This window comes from Bacteroides sp. AR20 (genome assembly GCF_964250605.1).
GTDB classification, from domain to species: Bacteria; Bacteroidota; Bacteroidia; order Bacteroidales; family Bacteroidaceae; genus Bacteroides; species Bacteroides uniformis.
The window spans coordinates 53856-71922 of record NZ_CAXUGK010000012.1 but is presented as its reverse complement, the minus strand read 5'-3'; the positions used below and the strand labels follow the sequence as shown (position 1 = coordinate 71922).

Genomic DNA, 18067 nt, shown 5'->3' with positions numbered 1-18067 from the left:
TCAAAATTGTAAATATATGAAGCTGTCCGAGTTGAACTGTCCCAGTGTGAAAAGTATTATGGCGAGCAGATAATAGATACTCCATCTTACGGCTGCCGGCTGTCGTCCGAGGGCTTCTAGCAAATCATGCTTGGACATGAAATATTCGTAAACCAATATCAGTACGAGTGCGCTTCCTGCCACAATGCTGTTGTGGTCCGGCATTCCGATGTTCATTTCCTTCCAACTGTAATGTACGCCGAAGGAGAGGTGGCTGATGTAGTGGAACGCTTCGGCCATAGAACTTGCCCGGAAGAATATCAGAGATACGGCAAAAAGTAGGTAGGTCCTTACGACGGATAGTGTGGCATATAAGCGGCTTCCCAATTGGGCTTTCAGTCTGCGGTGAAATGTCGTGGTCTTCATCTCGTAGAAGATGATGACACCTTGAATTAGTCCGTAGACAGCGAAGTTCCATCCGGCACCATGCCAGATACCCAGTCCCGTGAAGGTCAGCGCCAGACTTAGAAATACGCCCCATTGTCCCCATCCACGCAGGCTCGAGGACAACGGGAGGTACAGATAGTCGCGTACCCAGAATGAAAGCGACATGTGCCATCGGCGCCAGAAGTCGGCAGTGGTCTGTGCAATGAACGGCCGGTTGAAGTTTGGGCTGAGCTTGAATCCCAGCATGCGCGCTCCTCCCAATGCGATGTCGGTATATCCGGAGAAGTCGGCATACAGCTCTATCGGATATAGGAGGCATGCCATCAGTAATTGCACGCCCGAGGCTGTGTATACCGACCCGAAGACACCGTCTATGTATGGGGCGATGGAGTCGGCCAGTATCAGTTTCTTTATTAGTCCCACGACAATCAGTCTCATTCCGTAGACCATGGATGTATAGTCCGTAGCTTTGCAGGACTTCAGTTGGGGGAGCATGTCACTTGCTCTTTCTATGGGACCGGAAAGGAACTTCATGAAGAAGAGCATGTATATCATGAAGTCGGGCAGGCTCTTTTCCGGTTCTTCTTCTTGCCAATAGATTTCTGTCAGGTACGAAATGGCCTGGAAAGTATAGAAAGAGATTCCCAGCGGAAAAAGGATGTGGCAGTCTGTAAGCCGGTCGGCATACCGGAATGCCAACCAGCTCACGACCAGAAAACACACACCTGAAAAATAAATTCCCTTCATGCTGCTTTCCCGCTTGGTCTGTCCTATCCATTTGCCAAGGTAGAAGGTGGTAAGCGTGAGGATGAGGGCCGTTATCAGAAAAGTGAGGTGGTAGAAGCCTATGAAGAGGCAGCTGGCTGTCAGTAAGGTCGCTTTTCTGAATCGTGAAGGAAGCGTATGGTATAGAATGAAAGTACACGCAAACAGTACGACGAAGTTCAGGGATATGAATGACATTTCCTAGTTGGTTTTGGTTAAAATGGCATGGCAGATGTCTCCCACGTTTTTGAGTTTTACAATATCTCTGAAGGTGAAGCGTACATTGAATTTCTTCTCTATCTTGTTTATCAGTTGCATGTTGGTCAGTGAATCCCATCCTTCCACATCCTGGGCGGTGGTCTCATTGTCAAGTACAATGTTCTCTCTTTTCAGTACCTCCCGAAAGATGAGGCTCATTTCATTCAAAATAGTCTGTGTATCCATTGTCAAGTTTAAATTAGTTCTTGTATTTTCTTTCTGTCTGTTTTGCTACTGGTGTTCAGCGGAAACTGTTCCAGGCAATGCATATGCTTGGGAATCATGTAGTAGGGAAGCCTGCTATACAGATATTCCTCCATCTGCTGTTTGTCGAGCTGTTTCTTCTCTACGACGAGATGTAGTTCGCACTGATTGCCGTTGTCGTATTTGGGAATGACGACTACACGGCATTCACCGTTGAAAAAGTTTTTTGCCACATGTTCAATCTCGCTCAGCTCGATGCGAAATCCTTGTATCTTTATCTGTGAGTCTTTTCGTCCGCAATAGATGATGTCACCGTCGGCATCCATCCGGCAGAGGTCTCCCGTCTTGTAGTATACTTTTCCATTGGCGGTCTCTACGAGGCATTCCCCGTTTTTTTCGGGAGCATTCCAGTATCCACCCATCACTTGATTGCCGCTAATCCATAGTTCGCCGGTTTCTCCGGTAGGCAGCGGGCGACCGTCGTTATCCATAATTAGGGCATCGATGCCTTCGAAAGGCCTTCCGATAGCGGTCATGCCGTTGTGATGCTTGCAGGAGGTGACGGGTATCCGGTAGGCAGTGCAGTAGATGGTTCCCTCTGTCGGTCCGTATAGGTTTATGAAAGAGGCATTGGGGACACATTTTCTGAAAGCATCCAACAGCTCCGCGTCAGAAGCCTCGGCAGTAACCACTAGATATCTAAGTGCGGGGAGGTGTATCTCCGGAAAATAGGGACGTAGCAGCTGGAGCAGTGAAGGGGCCACGGCAGCGAAGGTCAGGTCGTATTTTTCCAGAGTTTCAATTACGTTGATGTATTTCACGCCTTCCGGAGAAACGGTGTATATGCAAGCACCCAGCGTCAGCGGATATAGAAAGGATACGATGGAAACGTCGAAAGTGAGTTCGAACATCTGCAGCATCCGGTCGTTCTCGTCCAGTTGCCAGTCGAGGCGGTGGTAGGCGGTATAGAAAGCATTCAGGTTACGGCGGGAGATGGGTACTCCTTTGGGTTCGCCTGTGCTTCCGGAGGTAAAGATGATGTAGGCATTTTCCTCTTCTGCCGTATGGAGGATGTCTTCTGCGGCATGGAACGTGGCGGAGTTCTCTGCCTGCTCTATTTCGGAGGTACATATCAGTTCCAGATTCCGGGTGTCGAGGTTCAAGACATGGATATTCTCGGTATGCAGCACGAGGCGGATGCCTGCCGAGTCGGCAATTCTGTCGTTCCTATGTTTGGGGTAGGAAGGATGGAGGATGACGTATGTCTTTCCGCAAATCAGTGCAGATAGTATGGATGCGTATGTTTCCAGTCTGTTTTCTGCGACGATACCGATAATTTTGTCTTCTCTGTCCTTGAATAGGGAGGATATTTTCTGTACGCAAGTTGCCAGCTCTCCATAAGTGCAGGCCGTGTCTTCGATGACGAATGCCGGTCGGTCGGCATATTTGCCGAAGGCTTTCATGATGTCGCCAATCAAGTCATTTGGATACTTTTTCATTTAGTCCGTTATGTTATAGTTCAGTTTTTGCGGAAGCGATGTTTGTCCGTCGTTCATTAAAGACAGTGGTTTCCCGCAATCTCCCTACCGGGAAATCCTTAAGATTTCTAAAAAAGGAGGGATACTGTTCGGAATAAAAGAAACAGAGGGGGCAAATACATACTCACCACAGGATAGCACGGATTAACACTGCTAAAAGCTCTTTATTATCAGAACTCCTAAGGCAATCTGTGTTAATCCGTGTTATTCTGTGGTGAGTATGATATACTCTTCGGGCAAAATGGGTTTGCGAACAAAGTCCTTATTTTGCCCAGAACAGTTTGTGGTAGTAAGTGTCTTCGGCTGACACCTCTTTATAGTAGGGATTGTAGTTGACTTCCGTATTCGGGTATCTCCAGCGGTTCGGCACATTTGTGATGGTACCGGCCACTTCGGGGAAGGCTAGGCCGGACGGATAGCCGGTACGTCGGATATCACTCCATGCCTCACGACTGGCTAGGAAACCGAAATGCAGCCACTTTTGGGTAATGATGGCATCCAGCTTGTCTGTATATTTCGTGCTGTTCCATTTGGCAGCGGCGAAAGAGGCGGTTTCTTCGGCGGTAGGGGCATCATACCGGCGTGCGTTTTCACCCGTACTTACCGAATCGTAATAGTAGTAAAGCGTGATGGACTGGCTGACAGCCTTTTTGAACTCTTCTTCCGCTTTCGCTTCATTCTTTGCCACTCCATACCCCATTTCATAGGCTTCCGCTTTCAGGAAATGGATTTCGGGTGAGGCCATTATCAGCATGTCGAATTTATCGTTTTCCCAAAAGAAACCTTTCTGCGTGATTTGTGAGAAACCGGTGTTGCTGGTATTGACTTCGTCTTGTGCCTGCGAGTTGTAATATTCCGTCAGCTCATCTGCCACGGTAAGGTCTGTGCCCAGATAACGGTGTTCGTCCAATTGACCGGTGTTCTGGTTGGTAATCTTCACGGGATTGAAGTTGAGTAGGATGCGCGGGTCGTCTTCTCCTTTCACATAAACGCCGCTCAGTGTGTCATTGCAGGTCATATCGTAGTTGCCATGGCCCAGCATGCGGTCGATGATGGCGCCCGAAGCGAGTCGGTTGGTTACCCAGTCACCCAGTCCGTGGCCTGCAGTGAAGTTCAGTTGCCCAGACTTCTGGTTGACAATGAGGATGTTGTTTTCTTGTTCCTCTATCAACGGATAGGCCGACGGATTTTCCAGGATTTCCTTGATGGCGGTACGGCCTTCTGCCTGCAAGTCTCCTTGCGCGGCTACGCGCATGGCAAGGCGCAGTCGCAAGGAGTTTGCATAGCGTTCCCATTTGTCCATGTCCCCGTTGTTGATAAAGTCTTGTGTATTGAAGTTCCTCGGTGTGGGGATGGAGCGGAACCGCGGAGCAATTTCTTTGAGCTCGTCAAGAATGGTTTTATATATATTCTCGGCCTTGTCATAGTGAGCATACGATTTACCTACATCGTTGGTAAGCGGTAGTGTGCAAGCTTCCGAAAAAGGCATATCCCCGAAAATGTCCACTGTGGCGGCGAAAAAATCGTACAGCTGTACTTTGGCGGCAAGATAGAATGCCTCATCCTGTGCTTGCTCTGCCGCGCTTTCTTCTTTGTAGAGAGATTCCAGCTTGCGGAACTGGGCCAGTGCCGAATACACATTGTCCCACTGTCCGTCAATGGCGGGTATATAGCCGGGGGTATACATATCTGTAGTGTTGGAGTAGCCGAAGGTTTGTGCATACTTGCCTGTAAACTGTGAATCGAATCCGAAGAACCGGTTGTATTCGTAAACATCATAGTCCTTTACTTTTTGGAAGACTCCTACCATCAGATTACTGATGGTGACTTGGGTTACTTTGGAGGGGTCTTCGTATTTGCTGTCGAAGTCATAATCCGTACAGCCTGATGTTGTCAAGAGGAATGCTCCCAATGAAACAAGGGATAATATCTTTGTCTTTTTCATACTCTTTTTTGTTTTTTGGATGGTTGTTTTGTCAGAAACTTGCACGAAGTGAAACACCGAAACTGCGGGTAGCTGTGGTAGAACTTCCCACGGTAGCCTGGTTGGCCCAGGATGTTCCGACGGACGACTCCGCATCGTAGTTTTTCAGTGCTTTGTAGAAGTAGAAGAGGTTACGTCCGAAGACCGACACACTCAGCCGGCCCAGTCCCAGTTTGGAAATTATCTTTTCGGGAAACTGGTAGCCGATGGTCAATTCACGCAGTTTGACATAAGAATTGTCGAATACCGAATGGCGGTATGTCAGCTGTTCGGCCTCCGTTCCCCAATTATAGGTGGTGTTGTAGTAATAGCCTGCCGGAATGATACGTGTGTTTCTTTCGCCAGTGGAGGCCACTACACCCGGAAGGATGATGCCGTCGTGGTAGATTATCTCTCCGTTGGGGCCGGCACCCGTGGAAGGGTCTACTTGTACCGGAATTCCGCTGGAATTGTTGTCGCCCGGATAGTAATAGGACAGTCCGCCGTGTTCCGTATCGCGGTACTTTAGGGATTCGGGTGTCAGACCCACTGCGGTGGCATATTGGTTCATTTCGTTGATGACATCTCCTCCGATGCGGAAGTCGATACTGAAATCGAGGAATACATTCTTGTAGGAGAAAGAGTTGAATAGACCTCCTACGCCTGCCGGATTGATGTTGCCGACTTTCTGCAATTCGGTTTGGTTGAGGTAAAGCCCTTTATCGGAAACGAGGTACTCACCGTTTTCGTTCACCTGGGGAACCTGCGCATAGATGTCACCCATTGGCTGGCCTTCCACAGCTTGTATTTTTATTCCACTGCCTCCGGAGTTGAGTATTTCCAGATAGGGCACTCCATCGGCCAGTTTCACTACTTTGTTCTTATATACACCATAGTTGGCTGTCAGGTCCCAGCGGAAATCTCTGGTCAGTATGGGAGTGGCACTGATTGATATATCCCAGCCGTGGTTGGCTACCTCGCCCACATTCATCAACACATTCTTTACGCCTGATGTGGAAGGTTGCGGTGTGGAGAGTATCTGGTCCTTTACACGGTTGTTGTAGTAAGATACATCTATACCCAACCGGTTGTTTAAGAACTTGCTTTCCAGACCTATCTCGTATTCGTACTTCTTTTCCGGACGGATATCTGCATTCCCCCATGAAGAGGGAATGGTGTTCCAGGTGAATCCGTTGTCCGAACCTTGCTCGTAGACGATATTGGCGGTATAGGTTTCAGGAGCATTTCCTACGATACCGTATGAGAGGCGCAGTTTTCCATAGTTCCACCATGACGGCATGTGGAAGGCTTGGGTGAAGAGGAAACTCAGATTAGCGGAAGGATAGAAAAAGCTCTGGTCTTTTAGGGTAGACGAGCGTTCCTGGCGTCCGGTCAGTTCAAGGAATAGATAGTTGTCCCATCCCAGGCTTAGTGTACCCATATAGCCGGTTTTCAGTAGTTCCATACGTTGCAGGGTACTGCTTGGCGTGTAGCGGCTGGCATTGAGGTCGAACCAGTTTTCCGTGACAAGCCCGCCATTGGTGGAGACCCTCATATTGTTCATATTTTCGTAGCGTCCGGTCCAGCCTACGGTGGCGGCAATGTCGAAGCGGTTGATATTATAGTTGAAGTTCAACATAACATCTCCATAGACAATGTCGTAACGGCGGTTGATGGACTGGAAGCTACCGTTGGGGTCGTATAGGGAATTGGGTTGTTCGCTTTCATATTTCAGTGTTTGCTTCACATCTGTGATATCAGTTGAAACCTGGGCGCGCAGACTCAGCCAGTTGGTTATCTGCCAGGTGGGGCGAATCATACCGATGAGCCGATTCTCTGTCTCGTCGCTATGGTGATGGTACATATTCCACAGCATGTTGTTCACTCCGGTGGCGTAACTGGGGTCGTAGGCCCATGATTCCTCAGGAGTCAGCGTGGCGTTTCCTCCGACAAAGGTATTACGGTATCCCAGACTGGTGACGTAACTTTGTTTCAGATAGGGAATGTCCAGGAAGGTGGAGAACATGTTGCCGAAACCGCTGTATAGGTTGAGCGAGGTTTGCGGGCGGTCTTCTACATTCTGTACGATGTAGTTAAGGGAGTATTCCAGTTTCAGCGGTTTCGCCAGTTGATACGAACCGGTCAGCTTGAAGTTGTGTTTGGTGAAGCTTCCGGTCAAGGCATTGGGAATCTCGTCCATGAATGTGTAGGAGAAGCGGCTGCTGGTGGTTTCCGTCCCTTGTGAGATGGCGAGATTGTAAGTTTGGGTCCAGCCGGTGCGAAACAACTCTTTCCACGGGTTGTCGGTCAGTGCCTGGTAGGGGCGCATCTTCCCGTCCCAGTAAAGTACCTCGCTACCGTCGTATTTCGGGCCGAAGGACAAGGTGGTGGAACGGAGGCTTTTGTAGCTTTGTCCGTTTAGGGTTCTCTGATAGAAGCCTCCCGTCTGTTTCTCATAATCGCTGTATGCGGTGTTGTAGGTTCCCGGCCCGTATACGGTCTGTACTTTCGGCAGATAAGCCGGTAAGTTTGCCATGACTTGGGCATTGAAGTCCACCGTCAGCTTGCCACTTTTGGCGCGTTTGCTGGTGATGACTACCGCACCGTTTGCAGCCTCCGAGCCGTAGAGAGCTGTGGCAGAAGCTCCTTTCAGAATACTGAGGCTCTCGATGTCCTCTGGGTTGATGTCTACCAGACCATTGGAACGGATTTGTCCGTCGTTGCCAAATTCGGCGAAGTCCGTGCTTTTACCCGTGCCGCCGTTGCGGATGGGTACACCGTCCAGAATGATGAGTGGCTGGTTATTTCCAGTGATGGAAGTCAGTCCGCGTACGTTGATGGAGACAGCTCCGGCAGAACCGCCTTGTGTCTGTGTGATGCGGACTCCCGGTGCTTTACCGTACATGGCAGAGGCAAAGTTGGGTGCTCCTGCCTTTACCAATTCGTCTGCACTGATGGTACTGATGGCATAACCGACACGTTTCGTATCTTTTTTGATACCCATTGCCGTTACTACGACTTCTTTCAGTTGCTGGGTATCTTCGCTGAGTGTAATCTTCAGGTCGCCTTGCTTTTTTCGTTTTGCCAGGTTTATCTCCCGGGTGGCATAGCCCATGTAAGCGATAGAGAGTGTTGCATCTGCAGGAACGGTCAGTGTGAAGTTGCCGTCCACATCGGTAATGACGCCGTTGTTGGTACCTTTCTGTATGACGCTGGCACCGATAAGCGGTTCTCCTGTTACATCTCTCACAATGCCTTTAATGGTTCGGTTTTCTTGTGCGAAGGCTGTTCCGGTGAAAAGAAATGCTAATAACCAACTTGCAATAATCAAACTTTTTTGGAAGTGCGACGCTGAATGTGGAATGTCACACCGTTTTCTCATCCTGATTTTCATACTACTGAAAAATAATTGATTTATCTTATTATAAATGTTACGTCCTTTCGGCGGATATTTTAGCAAGAGGTATGCCAAACGAAAGGCAGACTATCCTTTTAAGGATGAATAATGTTGATAATCAATTGCTTATTTCCTATCGGGAAAAAGGGAAGTTCGGGTGTTTGTGGTGTGGAGATGTGGAAAAAATCCACAGTAGGTATTCCACAATTTCCCTCTCTTCCCTTGAAGTCTTGTTGTCGACCCTTATTGGTAGCCTTGTTCATCGGAGGTATGCTCTATCACTACAATAAAATCTGGTGCAGTTGCAGTGGTTGCATTTTCTTTTCAGGGTGGGAGTGTTTTTGACCTTTATCCGGGAAGGATTACTCGAACGAAAGAGCTATCAGCCTGCGGTTTGTGAGATTGATATTAAGCCAGTATAAATCAGAGAATTACTTTCAAAATGTGACTACTATGGTTACTGTGGCAAATATAGTTATTCTTGATGGAAGAACTGCATGTTTGGCGTAATAAGTATCTATGTTTGGGAGAGAAAGGATAGGGAGGTACTCTTACTTTTAGGAAATTAATATCATGTTTGCACCTTATTTGTTTCGTGCAAACATGATATTAATAAATCTTAGTGGTTTATTTTACTTCCCACGTATCATTCGTCATCAATAACTCCTCGAAGTTGTGATACTTCTTCTTGGCAGACACCTCTTCGATTTGTTCATGAACAGCATCGTCGTAAGTAGGAGCTTCCACATCGCGGATAACACCGAGTGCAATCGGGAAGTCGGGACCTTCCATCAGGGCAAGCTTCAGTTGCAGGGTGTTGTCCATGCAGTGGGCATCGTGGATGAGGATATCCTTCTCTGTAATGCCGTTCTCACCGAGTTTCACGACTTTTAGACCAAAGCCTTCCTGCATCAGTCCGTATTCGTTGTTCTCGCCGAAGAGCATCGGTTCGCCGTGTTTCAAGTAGATGGCATTCTTGGCGCGGTCTTCCTTTTTGGCTACGGAGTCATGCGTACCGTTATTGAAGATAACGCAGTTTTGCAGAATCTCGCAAACGGAAGCCCCTTTGTGAGCCATGGCTGCCTTCAATATTTCCACTGTCCCCGGAGCATCGGTAGCTACCGCGCGGGCAAAGAAACGGCCGCGGGCACCGAAGCAAAGCTCTGCCGGGTGGAATGGATCTTCTACCGTACCATAGGGAGACGACTTGCTGACGAAACCACGTGGAGAGGTCGGAGAATATTGACCTTTGGTCAGACCGTAGATGCGGTTGTTCAGCAGAATCATGTTCAGGTCGATGTTACGGCGTACGGCGTGGATGAAGTGGTTACCGCCGATGGCCAGACCGTCACCGTCGCCGGAGATTTGCCATACCGTCAGGTTGGGATTGGCAACCTTGGCACCCGTAGAGATGGCAGCAGCACGTCCGTGGATGGTCTGCATTGCATACGTATTCATGTAGTAGGGCAGACGGCTGGAGCAGCCGATACCTGAGATGACGGCATTCTCCCAAGGAGCTTTGCCGATTTCTGCCATTGCTTTGTGCAGTGAAGCCAGAAAGAAGTGGTCACCACAACCCGGACACCAACGGGGTTGTCCTTTTTTATAGTCTTTTGCTGTATATTCGCACATAATCTTTTTTAATTGATGGTTGATAATTGATAGTTGATAATTGGTGGCTGATGATTGATAATCCGCATATTACGCATGGTTATTATCAATTGTCAACTGTCAATTATCAATTAATTTATTGAACGCTGCGACCAGCTCGGCAACGACGAACGGTTGTCCTTTGACTTCGTTGAACTGGTACGGGGTGAAGTTGTCTATCTTCATACGTAGATAACCTGCAAATTGTCCGAGATTCTGTTCGGCAACTACCACCTTCTTGTACTTCTTCAGAACGGTTTCCGTGTTCTTGGGGAGCGGATTCAGATAAGTGAAGTGGGCGAGGGCAACCTTCTTGCCTGCCTTGTTCATCTCTTCCATGGCCGAATACAAGTGGCCGTATGTACCGCCGAAACCGACAATCAGCAAATCGGCATCGTCTGCACAGCCTTGCACTTCTACATTAGGTACGGGGATTTTGGCAACCTTCTCGGCACGCAGGTGGCACATCAAGTCATGGTTTTCGGGATCGGTGGAGATGGCACCGGTATTGCTGTCTTTCTCCAGACCGCCGAGGATGTGCATATAGCCTTCTTGTCCGGGGATGGCCCAATAGCGGACACCTGTTTCGGGATTGCGTTTGTACGGAGTATAGTTGTCCTTCATTTCGGAAGTCACGTAGGGAGGGGTGATGGCGGGATAGTCTGCCAGTTTGGGCAGCTTCCAGGCGCCGGAGCCATTGGCAACAAAGCCGTCGGTCAGCAATACGACCGGGGTCATGTGCTCCAGTGCAATTTTGCTTGCCATGTAGGCTGCGTCGAAACAGCTTGTGGGTGAAGAGGCGGCGATGACGGGCATTGGGCTTTCACCGTTGCGGCCGAACAATGCCTGCAACAAGTCTGTCTGCTCTGACTTGGTGGGCAGACCGGTAGAAGGACCGCCACGTTGCACGTCGAGCACAACCAGCGGAAGTTCTGTAATGACTGCCAGGTTCATAGCTTCCGATTTCAGGCAGACACCGGGACCGGAAGTGGAGCTCACAGCCAGCGCACCTGCAAAAGCGGCGCCGATAGAAGTGGCGCAACCGGAAATCTCGTCTTCGCATTGCACGGTCATCACGCCCAGAGACTTGTGCTTGGAGAGTTCGTGCAGTACATCGGTTGCCGGAGTAATGGGATAGGAGCCGAGGAACAGCTTCAAGCCAGCCTTTTCAGCTGCGGCGATGAAACCGTAAGCAGTTGCTTTGTTCCCCGTGATATCCATGTATCTGCCGGGAACGGTAGTCTTACTTTCAATCTTATATGTATGGGCTACGGAAGCATGGGTGTTGTGTCCGTAGTCATATCCTGCATGGATGACCTTGATATTTGCTCCGGCAATTTCGGGCTTTTTGGCGAATTTCTCGCGGATGAAATCTTCGGCTATTTTCAGATCGCGGTTGAACAGCCAGCATACCAGGCCTACTGCAAACATATTGCGGCATTTCAGCATGGACTTGTTGTCCATTCCGGTGTCGGCAAGGCAGTCTTTCACCATCTTCGAGATGGGGGCGGCGATGACATCCTGCTTAATACCCATTTCCTCTATCGGATTATCGGTCTTGAAAGCGGCCTTTTCCAAGTCTGACTTCTGGAAAGCATCTGTATCGATGATGATACAAGCAGTGGATTTAGCAAACTTATATTGGGTTTTCAGTGCGGCGGCGTTCATCGCTACCAATACGTCGCATTTGTCACCTGGGGTATAGACTTTCTCTGCACCGATATGTACCTGAAAACCGGAAACACCGGTGAGTGAGCCTTGCGGGGCGCGGATATCTGCCGGATAGTCGGGGAATGTACTGATATCATTGCCCACGGTAGCCGAAACTGTTGAAAAGATGTTGCCGGCGAGCTGCATACCATCGCCGGAGTCTCCGGAGAAGCGGACTACCACTTGCTCCAGTTCTTTGACCATCATGTCGTTTGCCATAACTTACGAATTACTATAGATTATTTGAGGATTACTATTCCGTTTACATAGGCAGCAAATTTCGGAAAGTTAATCGGATTAACAAAACTTTTTTCGGAAAATCGGCAGAATACATTATCTTTGCATCCGTAATCAGCTTGCGTCGTGTAAAAATAGTGTAGAAGTTCTATAAATATTCTACATATTCCGCTGATTATCAGTTGAGGCTCTGTAGTTCAACGGATAGAACAAGAATTTCCTAAATTTTAGATAGGGGTTCGATTCCCCTCGGAGCTACTTTTCAAGCCCGTCTCCATTAAGGTGGCGGGCTTTTTGTTGCTTGTTGAATTCGGCTATTATTTCTTCCTTTTTTGTTTTTCTACGAAAAAACAAGAAATCAATCGTTCTGTGTTGAGTTGAAAAATATGGGATTTAAAATTGCGTGATTCTTGTCGTTACTTTTCGGAACTGCTCTTTATAACCGGCTAGGTTATAGCAAACCGGAATGGTACTGTTGCCGACACGGTATATGCCGAATTTGAAGTAATATCCTTCTTCGTCATTGCGGCCAATCAGTATCTCCTCATTGTTTACGATATGTTCTTTCACTTCCTTTTCTGATTGACGGTAGGACATGGTTACGTCAAGAAGTCCGGGTTTAAGAATGGTTTCTTTTTCTTTTCCATATTCGGTCCAGTCTATATTTACCTGAAAAGTTATCCAGCAATCTTTGGGGAAATTCTCGAATGGCATTTTATATGCTATTGTCGAGGTTTTGAAGGTAGAGGTGACTGGATGCATGATTTCTGCCTTGTCAGGATTGGCATTACAGCGGTCGGTCTTGTCCGTCAGCCATTTGCGGTCCGAATTGGCTTTGATGTAGAAATAACCTTGTGAAAAGCCGAAGGCAAGCGGGGGATAACCGCCTTGTTCTATCAGCCAACCGTTCGGTTTCCCTGCTCTGTAGAGGGTATCTCCTTGGGCGTTGATTTTGATAATTTTATCATATGCCGTATTTTTCTTGAAAATCATTCGCCTCTCCAGTTCCAGAAACTCCTTGGTACTGAGTCTCATTACTTTGCCATCAGGGTCGGACACAAGTGTACGGCTTGGCATGCCGTGCCATTGGGCAAAGATGGTAGATACGTTTTTGTCAAGGGTATGTGGAATGTAAACAGAGAATGTGTAGCTCATGGATGAACCTTGCGGGCAACTTCCCTTGCCATAATGATAGACGGTCTTCATCTTTTGAGCATTGGGATATTCATCTGCCGGATAGTTTTTGAAATCGTCGGATACGGCATAGCAATAGCATAGTTCGGCGCGACCTTTGGTTTCTCCTTTAGAGTAGCCTTCCAGAGTGTTGTCATCTTGTTTCAGCTCAAAACGGTAAGAAGGCTGTCCTTGAAAGGGACGGGAGTAGTCCAGTTGTATGGCATGGGACTTATTGGTACCTACGGCCACCCAACAGCCGTCGACAATCTGTCGGATACGAGCAGAGTCGGCCTGTACATTCACACGTTCCTTGATGGGAGTTAATTCCGGCCATTCCATTATTTCGGGCAAACCTTTTCTTGATTTCACTCCATAGAAGTTGGATTGGGATTTGTTTTTTGCCCGGATAAGGCGTAGTTTGCATTTTGTTGATTTGTCAGGGGCCAGCGTTACGCTTTCTCCGGTTTTCAGGTCCAGTTCATAGGTCTCATTACCCAGCGGTTTGATGGAGACGGTACGTCCTGCAGATAGCTGATGGACGGCATCCCATCCGGATAACTGTATACGGCAAGGTTGTCCTTTTTCACTGGTCAGGCTGACCCATTCGGTTCTTCCGTCTTGGCGTTGAGCCGAGACGGTAAATCCTCCTTCCGCCCTGAGGGCATGGAAAGCACAATCTTTCCAATGGTCTGGCACAGCCGGGAAGATACGTATAGTCTCATCCCAGCTTTGTATAAGCAGCTCAGTAAGGGAGGCCGCAGCACTTAATGGGGTTTCTATTACCGGATTCTTGCCTTGACTTTCCACATAGAATGTATTGGGTAGCAGAATGCTGATTCCGATTGGTTTGTTGATGAAATGTGCCAAGCGTTCGTAAGCCTTGTTACCGTTACCCAAATAGGCATATAGAGAAGCTGCTCCGGTATAGGAATATCCTGCTAATCCTTTCCCATCTTCTAAAGACAACCAGTGTTCGATGGATTTCTCCAGGAATTTACGGTTCTCTGGTACATCGGGATGTAAAAGTCGGAAAGGGTAGAAGGCCAATAGGTGTGAATAATGGCGGTGGGACTTCTCCAGCGGTTTGTTGGCGGCAATCATCAGACCGTTTTCATTGGTGGGATATGGAGCCAGTCGTGTCAGGATTTCTTTCCAGCGTGCATAGTCGGGATGAGTGCTTGAAGTTCTGTCATGACATGCTATCAATGTTTGGAGCAACCAGCTCAGTGAAGCTAATCCGTAATTGCTGTCATTGTATTTTTGGAACCCTTCATATTCGGGAGACTCAATATGGGTGAGATGCCATGTGTTTTCTTTATAACACAGTATTTTATCGAATACGGCAAATGCGTCCAGTGCTTTTGGAACTACTTGTTGTTTGATATCTTGCCAGTCAGCACCGGCATATCGCAGGTACATATAATAGTTTTGCAATGCCCAGGTGTAGTCACCTATCTTGCATGGTTCAATAGAACGGACAAGTGAAGGAAACACTTCATCCATCAGTCGCTGGAAGTTTTTGCCTTGTTCCATCCTATTGGCTGGTCCTATGGGCATATAAGTCAGTTGTATATTTAGGTTCCACCAGAAACTGGGCCATGGGCTCAGTTTGAAGAAAGTGCCCATTACGTCCATTGCCGGGCCATCCGGATGAGAACAAGTGGCAAGTTTGTACATCTGTATGAAATAAAAGTTCTCCAGTTTTTTGTCCGGAATGGAAAGGAAAGAACGTTCGTGGTAGGCATTCCACCACTGGCGTGTCTTTTGTTTCAACAATTTAGTTCCTGTAATCTGTGTTGCTTCTACAGTCTTCATGGCTTTGGCAAGAGAGAGGGATGAAGCCGGCACTTCATTGGCTGTAGACACGTACAATACGGAACGTGATTTTCCGCCCGGCACCTCTTTCCAGTAGGTTGCATAGTCTCCTCCCGCCAACAAGGACTGTACCCAACTACCTTCTTTGTCTTTTTGGTCGACGACAGGTGCGGGGTTGTCCTTGTATTTTAATTTTTCTTTCAAATGGGGAAATACTCTTATGCGGGGAGAGCATGGGTTCCCGGGAATCCCCTTCCAGCGGTAAGGGACTCCGGAGGAAACTTCCACGATATTCACTTCTTCGGGTTGGGGAGTATAGGCGTGGAAAGTCAAGTCTCCTTTGTCTGTTTTTAGGTGTCCGGTCAGTTCGGCATTGTAAATGTCGAGATAAAAAGTGCCTGAAAGTATCTTCCCTTCAGGGAATAATAGCATTTTACCGACATCAAGCCTGCAAAAATCCACCATTTTATCTGCCTCTTCCGTGCCGATGGAGGTTTTTCGGTAGGGAGCTTTCCTATGATCTGTGACATCGGGACGTCCCAGATGGAAAACTAATGCATTGAGTGTGGAATCGGCATATACCATCATGCCGACCAATCCATTACCTAAAAAAGCACCTTCATTCCATTGCATGGGTAATTGTTCCCATATCAAGGCATGTTGGCGCATATACTTTTCCATGTCCGGAAACGAAGCTCCGGACATGGAAGTACATATGAAAAACAATAAAATTACGATTTTGATTGTACTACGCATAAATTTATTCCTTTTAGTTGGGCAACGGTATCATTGCTCTACGACCATAGTTAAATTTCAGACCTCTTTTATAAGCTTCAGGACCATATAGGTCTTGGATATCCATTTCACCCAAGTTCACGAGGATTCCCCGCGCCATGAGTCCGGCATCTTCGTTTTCAAGGCGTGGCAGGGTTTCTGCGGCTTCTCTCAGCTCCGACAGGAAAGGACGGATACAGTCACGCATATCAGGGTCTAAAGATAAGCATTCCAGTGAAGAGTACCCTATTTTTCTGTATTTTTCCTCTGTGGGAATAATTAGGCGGGCAACGCTTTCTTGACTTTTACCCAGATAGGCTGCGGCATAGGCGGCTTCGGAAGCGATGTAGGGATTACTGTCTTGGAGGAGTGCCAACAAGGCTTGCGGACAAGAAGATATTTGCTTTTCTCTGGCAAGTTTGGCATATCCTACTACTCCCCAGAATCTCATTTCGGATAGCGGATTGGTAATTGCTTCTTCTAACATAGACAGAGAGGCGGTGGTTGCTGTTCCAGCTGTTTCAACAAGAGTATAAAGTTCGTTCAGAGGATATTTCTCCTTGCGCACTTTGTCGTAAAGAATATGACCGGTGCGTGAAGTGGGAAGGAAGAACCCCAAATCACCGGTGACACGAATATGGTCAGATAGTGCTTGGCGCATTTTGGACAAGATTTCTGCATATTCGGGAGTACCGGATAAGTCGTGCAGTTCATCCGGATCTTTTTCAAGGTCAAACAGCATTTCTGCCGGATGGGCTTCGAAAGTCAGTTTCCAGTTAGGGTTGGTATTATGCCCTTCCAATACTAGTTTATCCCATGCTTTGTTGGAAGGCATTCCCCATTGATAATAATTGCGCAGGGCAAACTGACGATAGGGGATATAACTACGGATATATTTGAAACGCCCATCGGTAACGGCGCGTACCGGCATGAAATGATGCAATTGATTGGCTGCTAATGCAAATTGCATCTGGCGTTTTTCTTTGTTTGCAAACTTGCCGTAAAGTGCTTTGCCCTGCATCTGTTTGGGTGGTTTTACCCCTGCAAGACTAAGTACGGTAGGCCCTAAATCCGTGAAGTTGACCAAGCTGTACTCTTTGCCTGAAGCCTGCTTGGCCAGGTGTTGCCATTTGGGCGGGAAATAGACAATCAGAGGTACTTTTAGACCGCTTTCGTACAAATATCCTTTACCACGGGGTATACAACCGCCGTGGTCACTGAAGAAAAATATAATTGTATTTTCATCCAAGCCTTTCTCTTTCAGGTCTTTCAGGAAGAATCCCAGCCAGGTATCCACGTCTTGTACTGCTTCTAAATGACCGGCATAGTCGGAACGTACTTCCGGCAAGTCGGGAACATAAGCAGGCAATGAAAGCAGTGCCGGGTATATGCCTTCCCGTGTGTAATCTCTGCGTCCGTCTGTATGGAAAGTTCGGATGCGTCCCATGTGTGAGGTTACCGTGTTGAATACAGCGAAAAAGGGTTGGTTCTTTTTTCGTTTGGGACTATTGTATGAGGCTTTGTTGCTACATTCGTCCCAACATATTTTATTGTCAGTGGTAGAGTTGTAGTGTGTCTTGCTGTTGTTTGTACAGTAATATCCGGCTTCGCGTAATTTCTGTGGAAAGAAGATGTCAGCAGGTGTATCGTAGGGCACAGGATGGATGTCCATGCCGTAAGTGCTTGAATAGCATCCGGTAATCAGTGAAGAACGGGCAGCCGAGCTCTGGGGAGCTACGGACCATGCGTTCATAAACTGTATGCCGCGGGCGGCAAGGCTGTCCGCATTGGGAGTATGTACTCCTCTGTTGCCGTAGCAACCGAATTCGTATGCACTAGTATCTTCAAAGGTGAGCCAAAGAATATTGGGCTTTTCGTTTTTTGTGTCTGCCGCCTTTGTCTGTGTGGAATACAATCCGCAGAAGGCAGTACACATTAATAAAGGTAGGTGTCTCATAAAGCATTAAGAATTAAGAACATTTGTTTCCCGCAGCTAAAGTAGTCCGTTTGTGTTTAACTGAGACTTCCTTATGTTTAAAAGTGTACCAATATTGTTTTGGCAAGTGAGGTTTCAACAATATTAGCATTGATTCAACAATATTACAAGAGGTTTAAACGCCCATTGGCATGATATTGAATAAAAAGAGAGTGAAA

The 18067-nt window shown here is 47.6% G+C and carries 9 protein-coding genes, 1 tRNA gene and 1 pseudogene; 1 reads left to right on the top strand and 10 read right to left on the bottom strand.

Going from position 1 to position 18067, the window contains the following annotated elements:
- From ACESTD_RS08290 to ACESTD_RS08260, 7 genes are all read right to left on the bottom strand, one after another.
- Entirely contained in the window at positions 1 to 1389 is a 1389-nt protein-coding gene (locus tag ACESTD_RS08290) for an MBOAT family protein (RefSeq protein WP_005834393.1), read from the bottom strand.
- 3 nt (positions 1390 to 1392) lie between these two features.
- Positions 1393 to 1635, bottom strand: a complete 243-nt coding sequence (locus tag ACESTD_RS08285; RefSeq protein ID WP_005830717.1) for an acyl carrier protein — start codon at positions 1633 to 1635, stop codon at positions 1393 to 1395.
- An 8-nt stretch (positions 1636 to 1643) separates the two neighbouring features.
- Positions 1644 to 3152, bottom strand: coding sequence for an amino acid adenylation domain-containing protein (locus tag ACESTD_RS08280; RefSeq protein ID WP_057098029.1), 1509 nt, complete (start codon positions 3150 to 3152; stop codon positions 1644 to 1646).
- 301 nt (positions 3153 to 3453) lie between these two features.
- On the bottom strand, positions 3454 to 5136 hold the full coding sequence (locus tag ACESTD_RS08275) for a SusD/RagB family nutrient-binding outer membrane lipoprotein (RefSeq protein ID WP_373158761.1): 1683 nt from the start codon (positions 5134 to 5136) through the stop codon (positions 3454 to 3456).
- A gap of 31 nt (positions 5137 to 5167) precedes the next feature.
- Entirely contained in the window at positions 5168 to 8548 is a 3381-nt protein-coding gene (locus ACESTD_RS08270) for a SusC/RagA family TonB-linked outer membrane protein (RefSeq protein ID WP_373158762.1), read from the bottom strand.
- Positions 8549 to 9178: 630 nt separating this feature from the next.
- Positions 9179 to 10183, bottom strand: coding sequence for a 2-oxoacid:ferredoxin oxidoreductase subunit beta (locus tag ACESTD_RS08265; protein WP_005834397.1), 1005 nt, complete (start codon positions 10181 to 10183; stop codon positions 9179 to 9181).
- A gap of 99 nt (positions 10184 to 10282) precedes the next feature.
- Positions 10283 to 12130 (bottom strand): 2-oxoacid:acceptor oxidoreductase subunit alpha, encoded by a 1848-nt coding sequence (locus ACESTD_RS08260; protein ID WP_373158763.1) that lies wholly within the window; start codon positions 12128 to 12130, stop codon positions 10283 to 10285.
- Positions 12131 to 12334: 204 nt separating this feature from the next.
- On the opposite strand from ACESTD_RS08260, the gene ACESTD_RS08255 reads away from it, so the two are divergent.
- A tRNA-Arg gene (locus ACESTD_RS08255) sits at positions 12335 to 12406 on the top strand.
- A 135-nt stretch (positions 12407 to 12541) separates the two neighbouring features.
- Here the strand turns inward: ACESTD_RS08255 and ACESTD_RS08250 are convergent.
- The 3 genes and pseudogenes from ACESTD_RS08250 to ACESTD_RS08240 form a co-directional block, all read right to left on the bottom strand.
- Positions 12542 to 13663 carry a heparin lyase I family protein gene (locus ACESTD_RS08250; protein WP_117589189.1) on the bottom strand — a complete coding sequence of 374 codons (1122 nt, stop codon included), beginning with the start codon at positions 13661 to 13663 and terminating at the stop codon, positions 12542 to 12544.
- A 120-nt stretch (positions 13664 to 13783) separates the two neighbouring features.
- Positions 13784 to 14827 (bottom strand): annotated as a pseudogene (locus tag ACESTD_RS08245) (glycoside hydrolase family 95-like protein); the annotation flags it as partial.
- Between the two features lie 1081 nt (positions 14828 to 15908).
- Entirely contained in the window at positions 15909 to 17870 is a 1962-nt protein-coding gene (locus tag ACESTD_RS08240) for a sulfatase (RefSeq protein ID WP_022402192.1), read from the bottom strand.
- Positions 17871 to 18067: the final 197 nt, after the last annotated feature.

Coding starts and splice junctions, on each gene's coding strand:
- ACESTD_RS08265 (WP_005834397.1), bottom strand. CDS start 10,183: ATGTGCGAATATACAGCAAAAGACTATAAAAAAGGACAACCCCGTTGG.
- ACESTD_RS08290 (WP_005834393.1), bottom strand. CDS start 1,389: ATGTCATTCATATCCCTGAACTTCGTCGTACTGTTTGCGTGTACTTTC.
- ACESTD_RS08285 (WP_005830717.1), bottom strand. CDS start 1,635: ATGGATACACAGACTATTTTGAATGAAATGAGCCTCATCTTTCGGGAG.
- ACESTD_RS08250 (WP_117589189.1), bottom strand. CDS start 13,663: ATGGAATGGCCGGAATTAACTCCCATCAAGGAACGTGTGAATGTACAG.
- ACESTD_RS08270 (WP_373158762.1), bottom strand. CDS start 8,548: ATGAAAATCAGGATGAGAAAACGGTGTGACATTCCACATTCAGCGTCG.
- ACESTD_RS08275 (WP_373158761.1), bottom strand. CDS start 5,136: ATGAAAAAGACAAAGATATTATCCCTTGTTTCATTGGGAGCATTCCTC.
- ACESTD_RS08240 (WP_022402192.1), bottom strand. CDS start 17,870: ATGAGACACCTACCTTTATTAATGTGTACTGCCTTCTGCGGATTGTAT.
- ACESTD_RS08260 (WP_373158763.1), bottom strand. CDS start 12,130: ATGGCAAACGACATGATGGTCAAAGAACTGGAGCAAGTGGTAGTCCGC.
- ACESTD_RS08280 (WP_057098029.1), bottom strand. CDS start 3,152: ATGAAAAAGTATCCAAATGACTTGATTGGCGACATCATGAAAGCCTTC.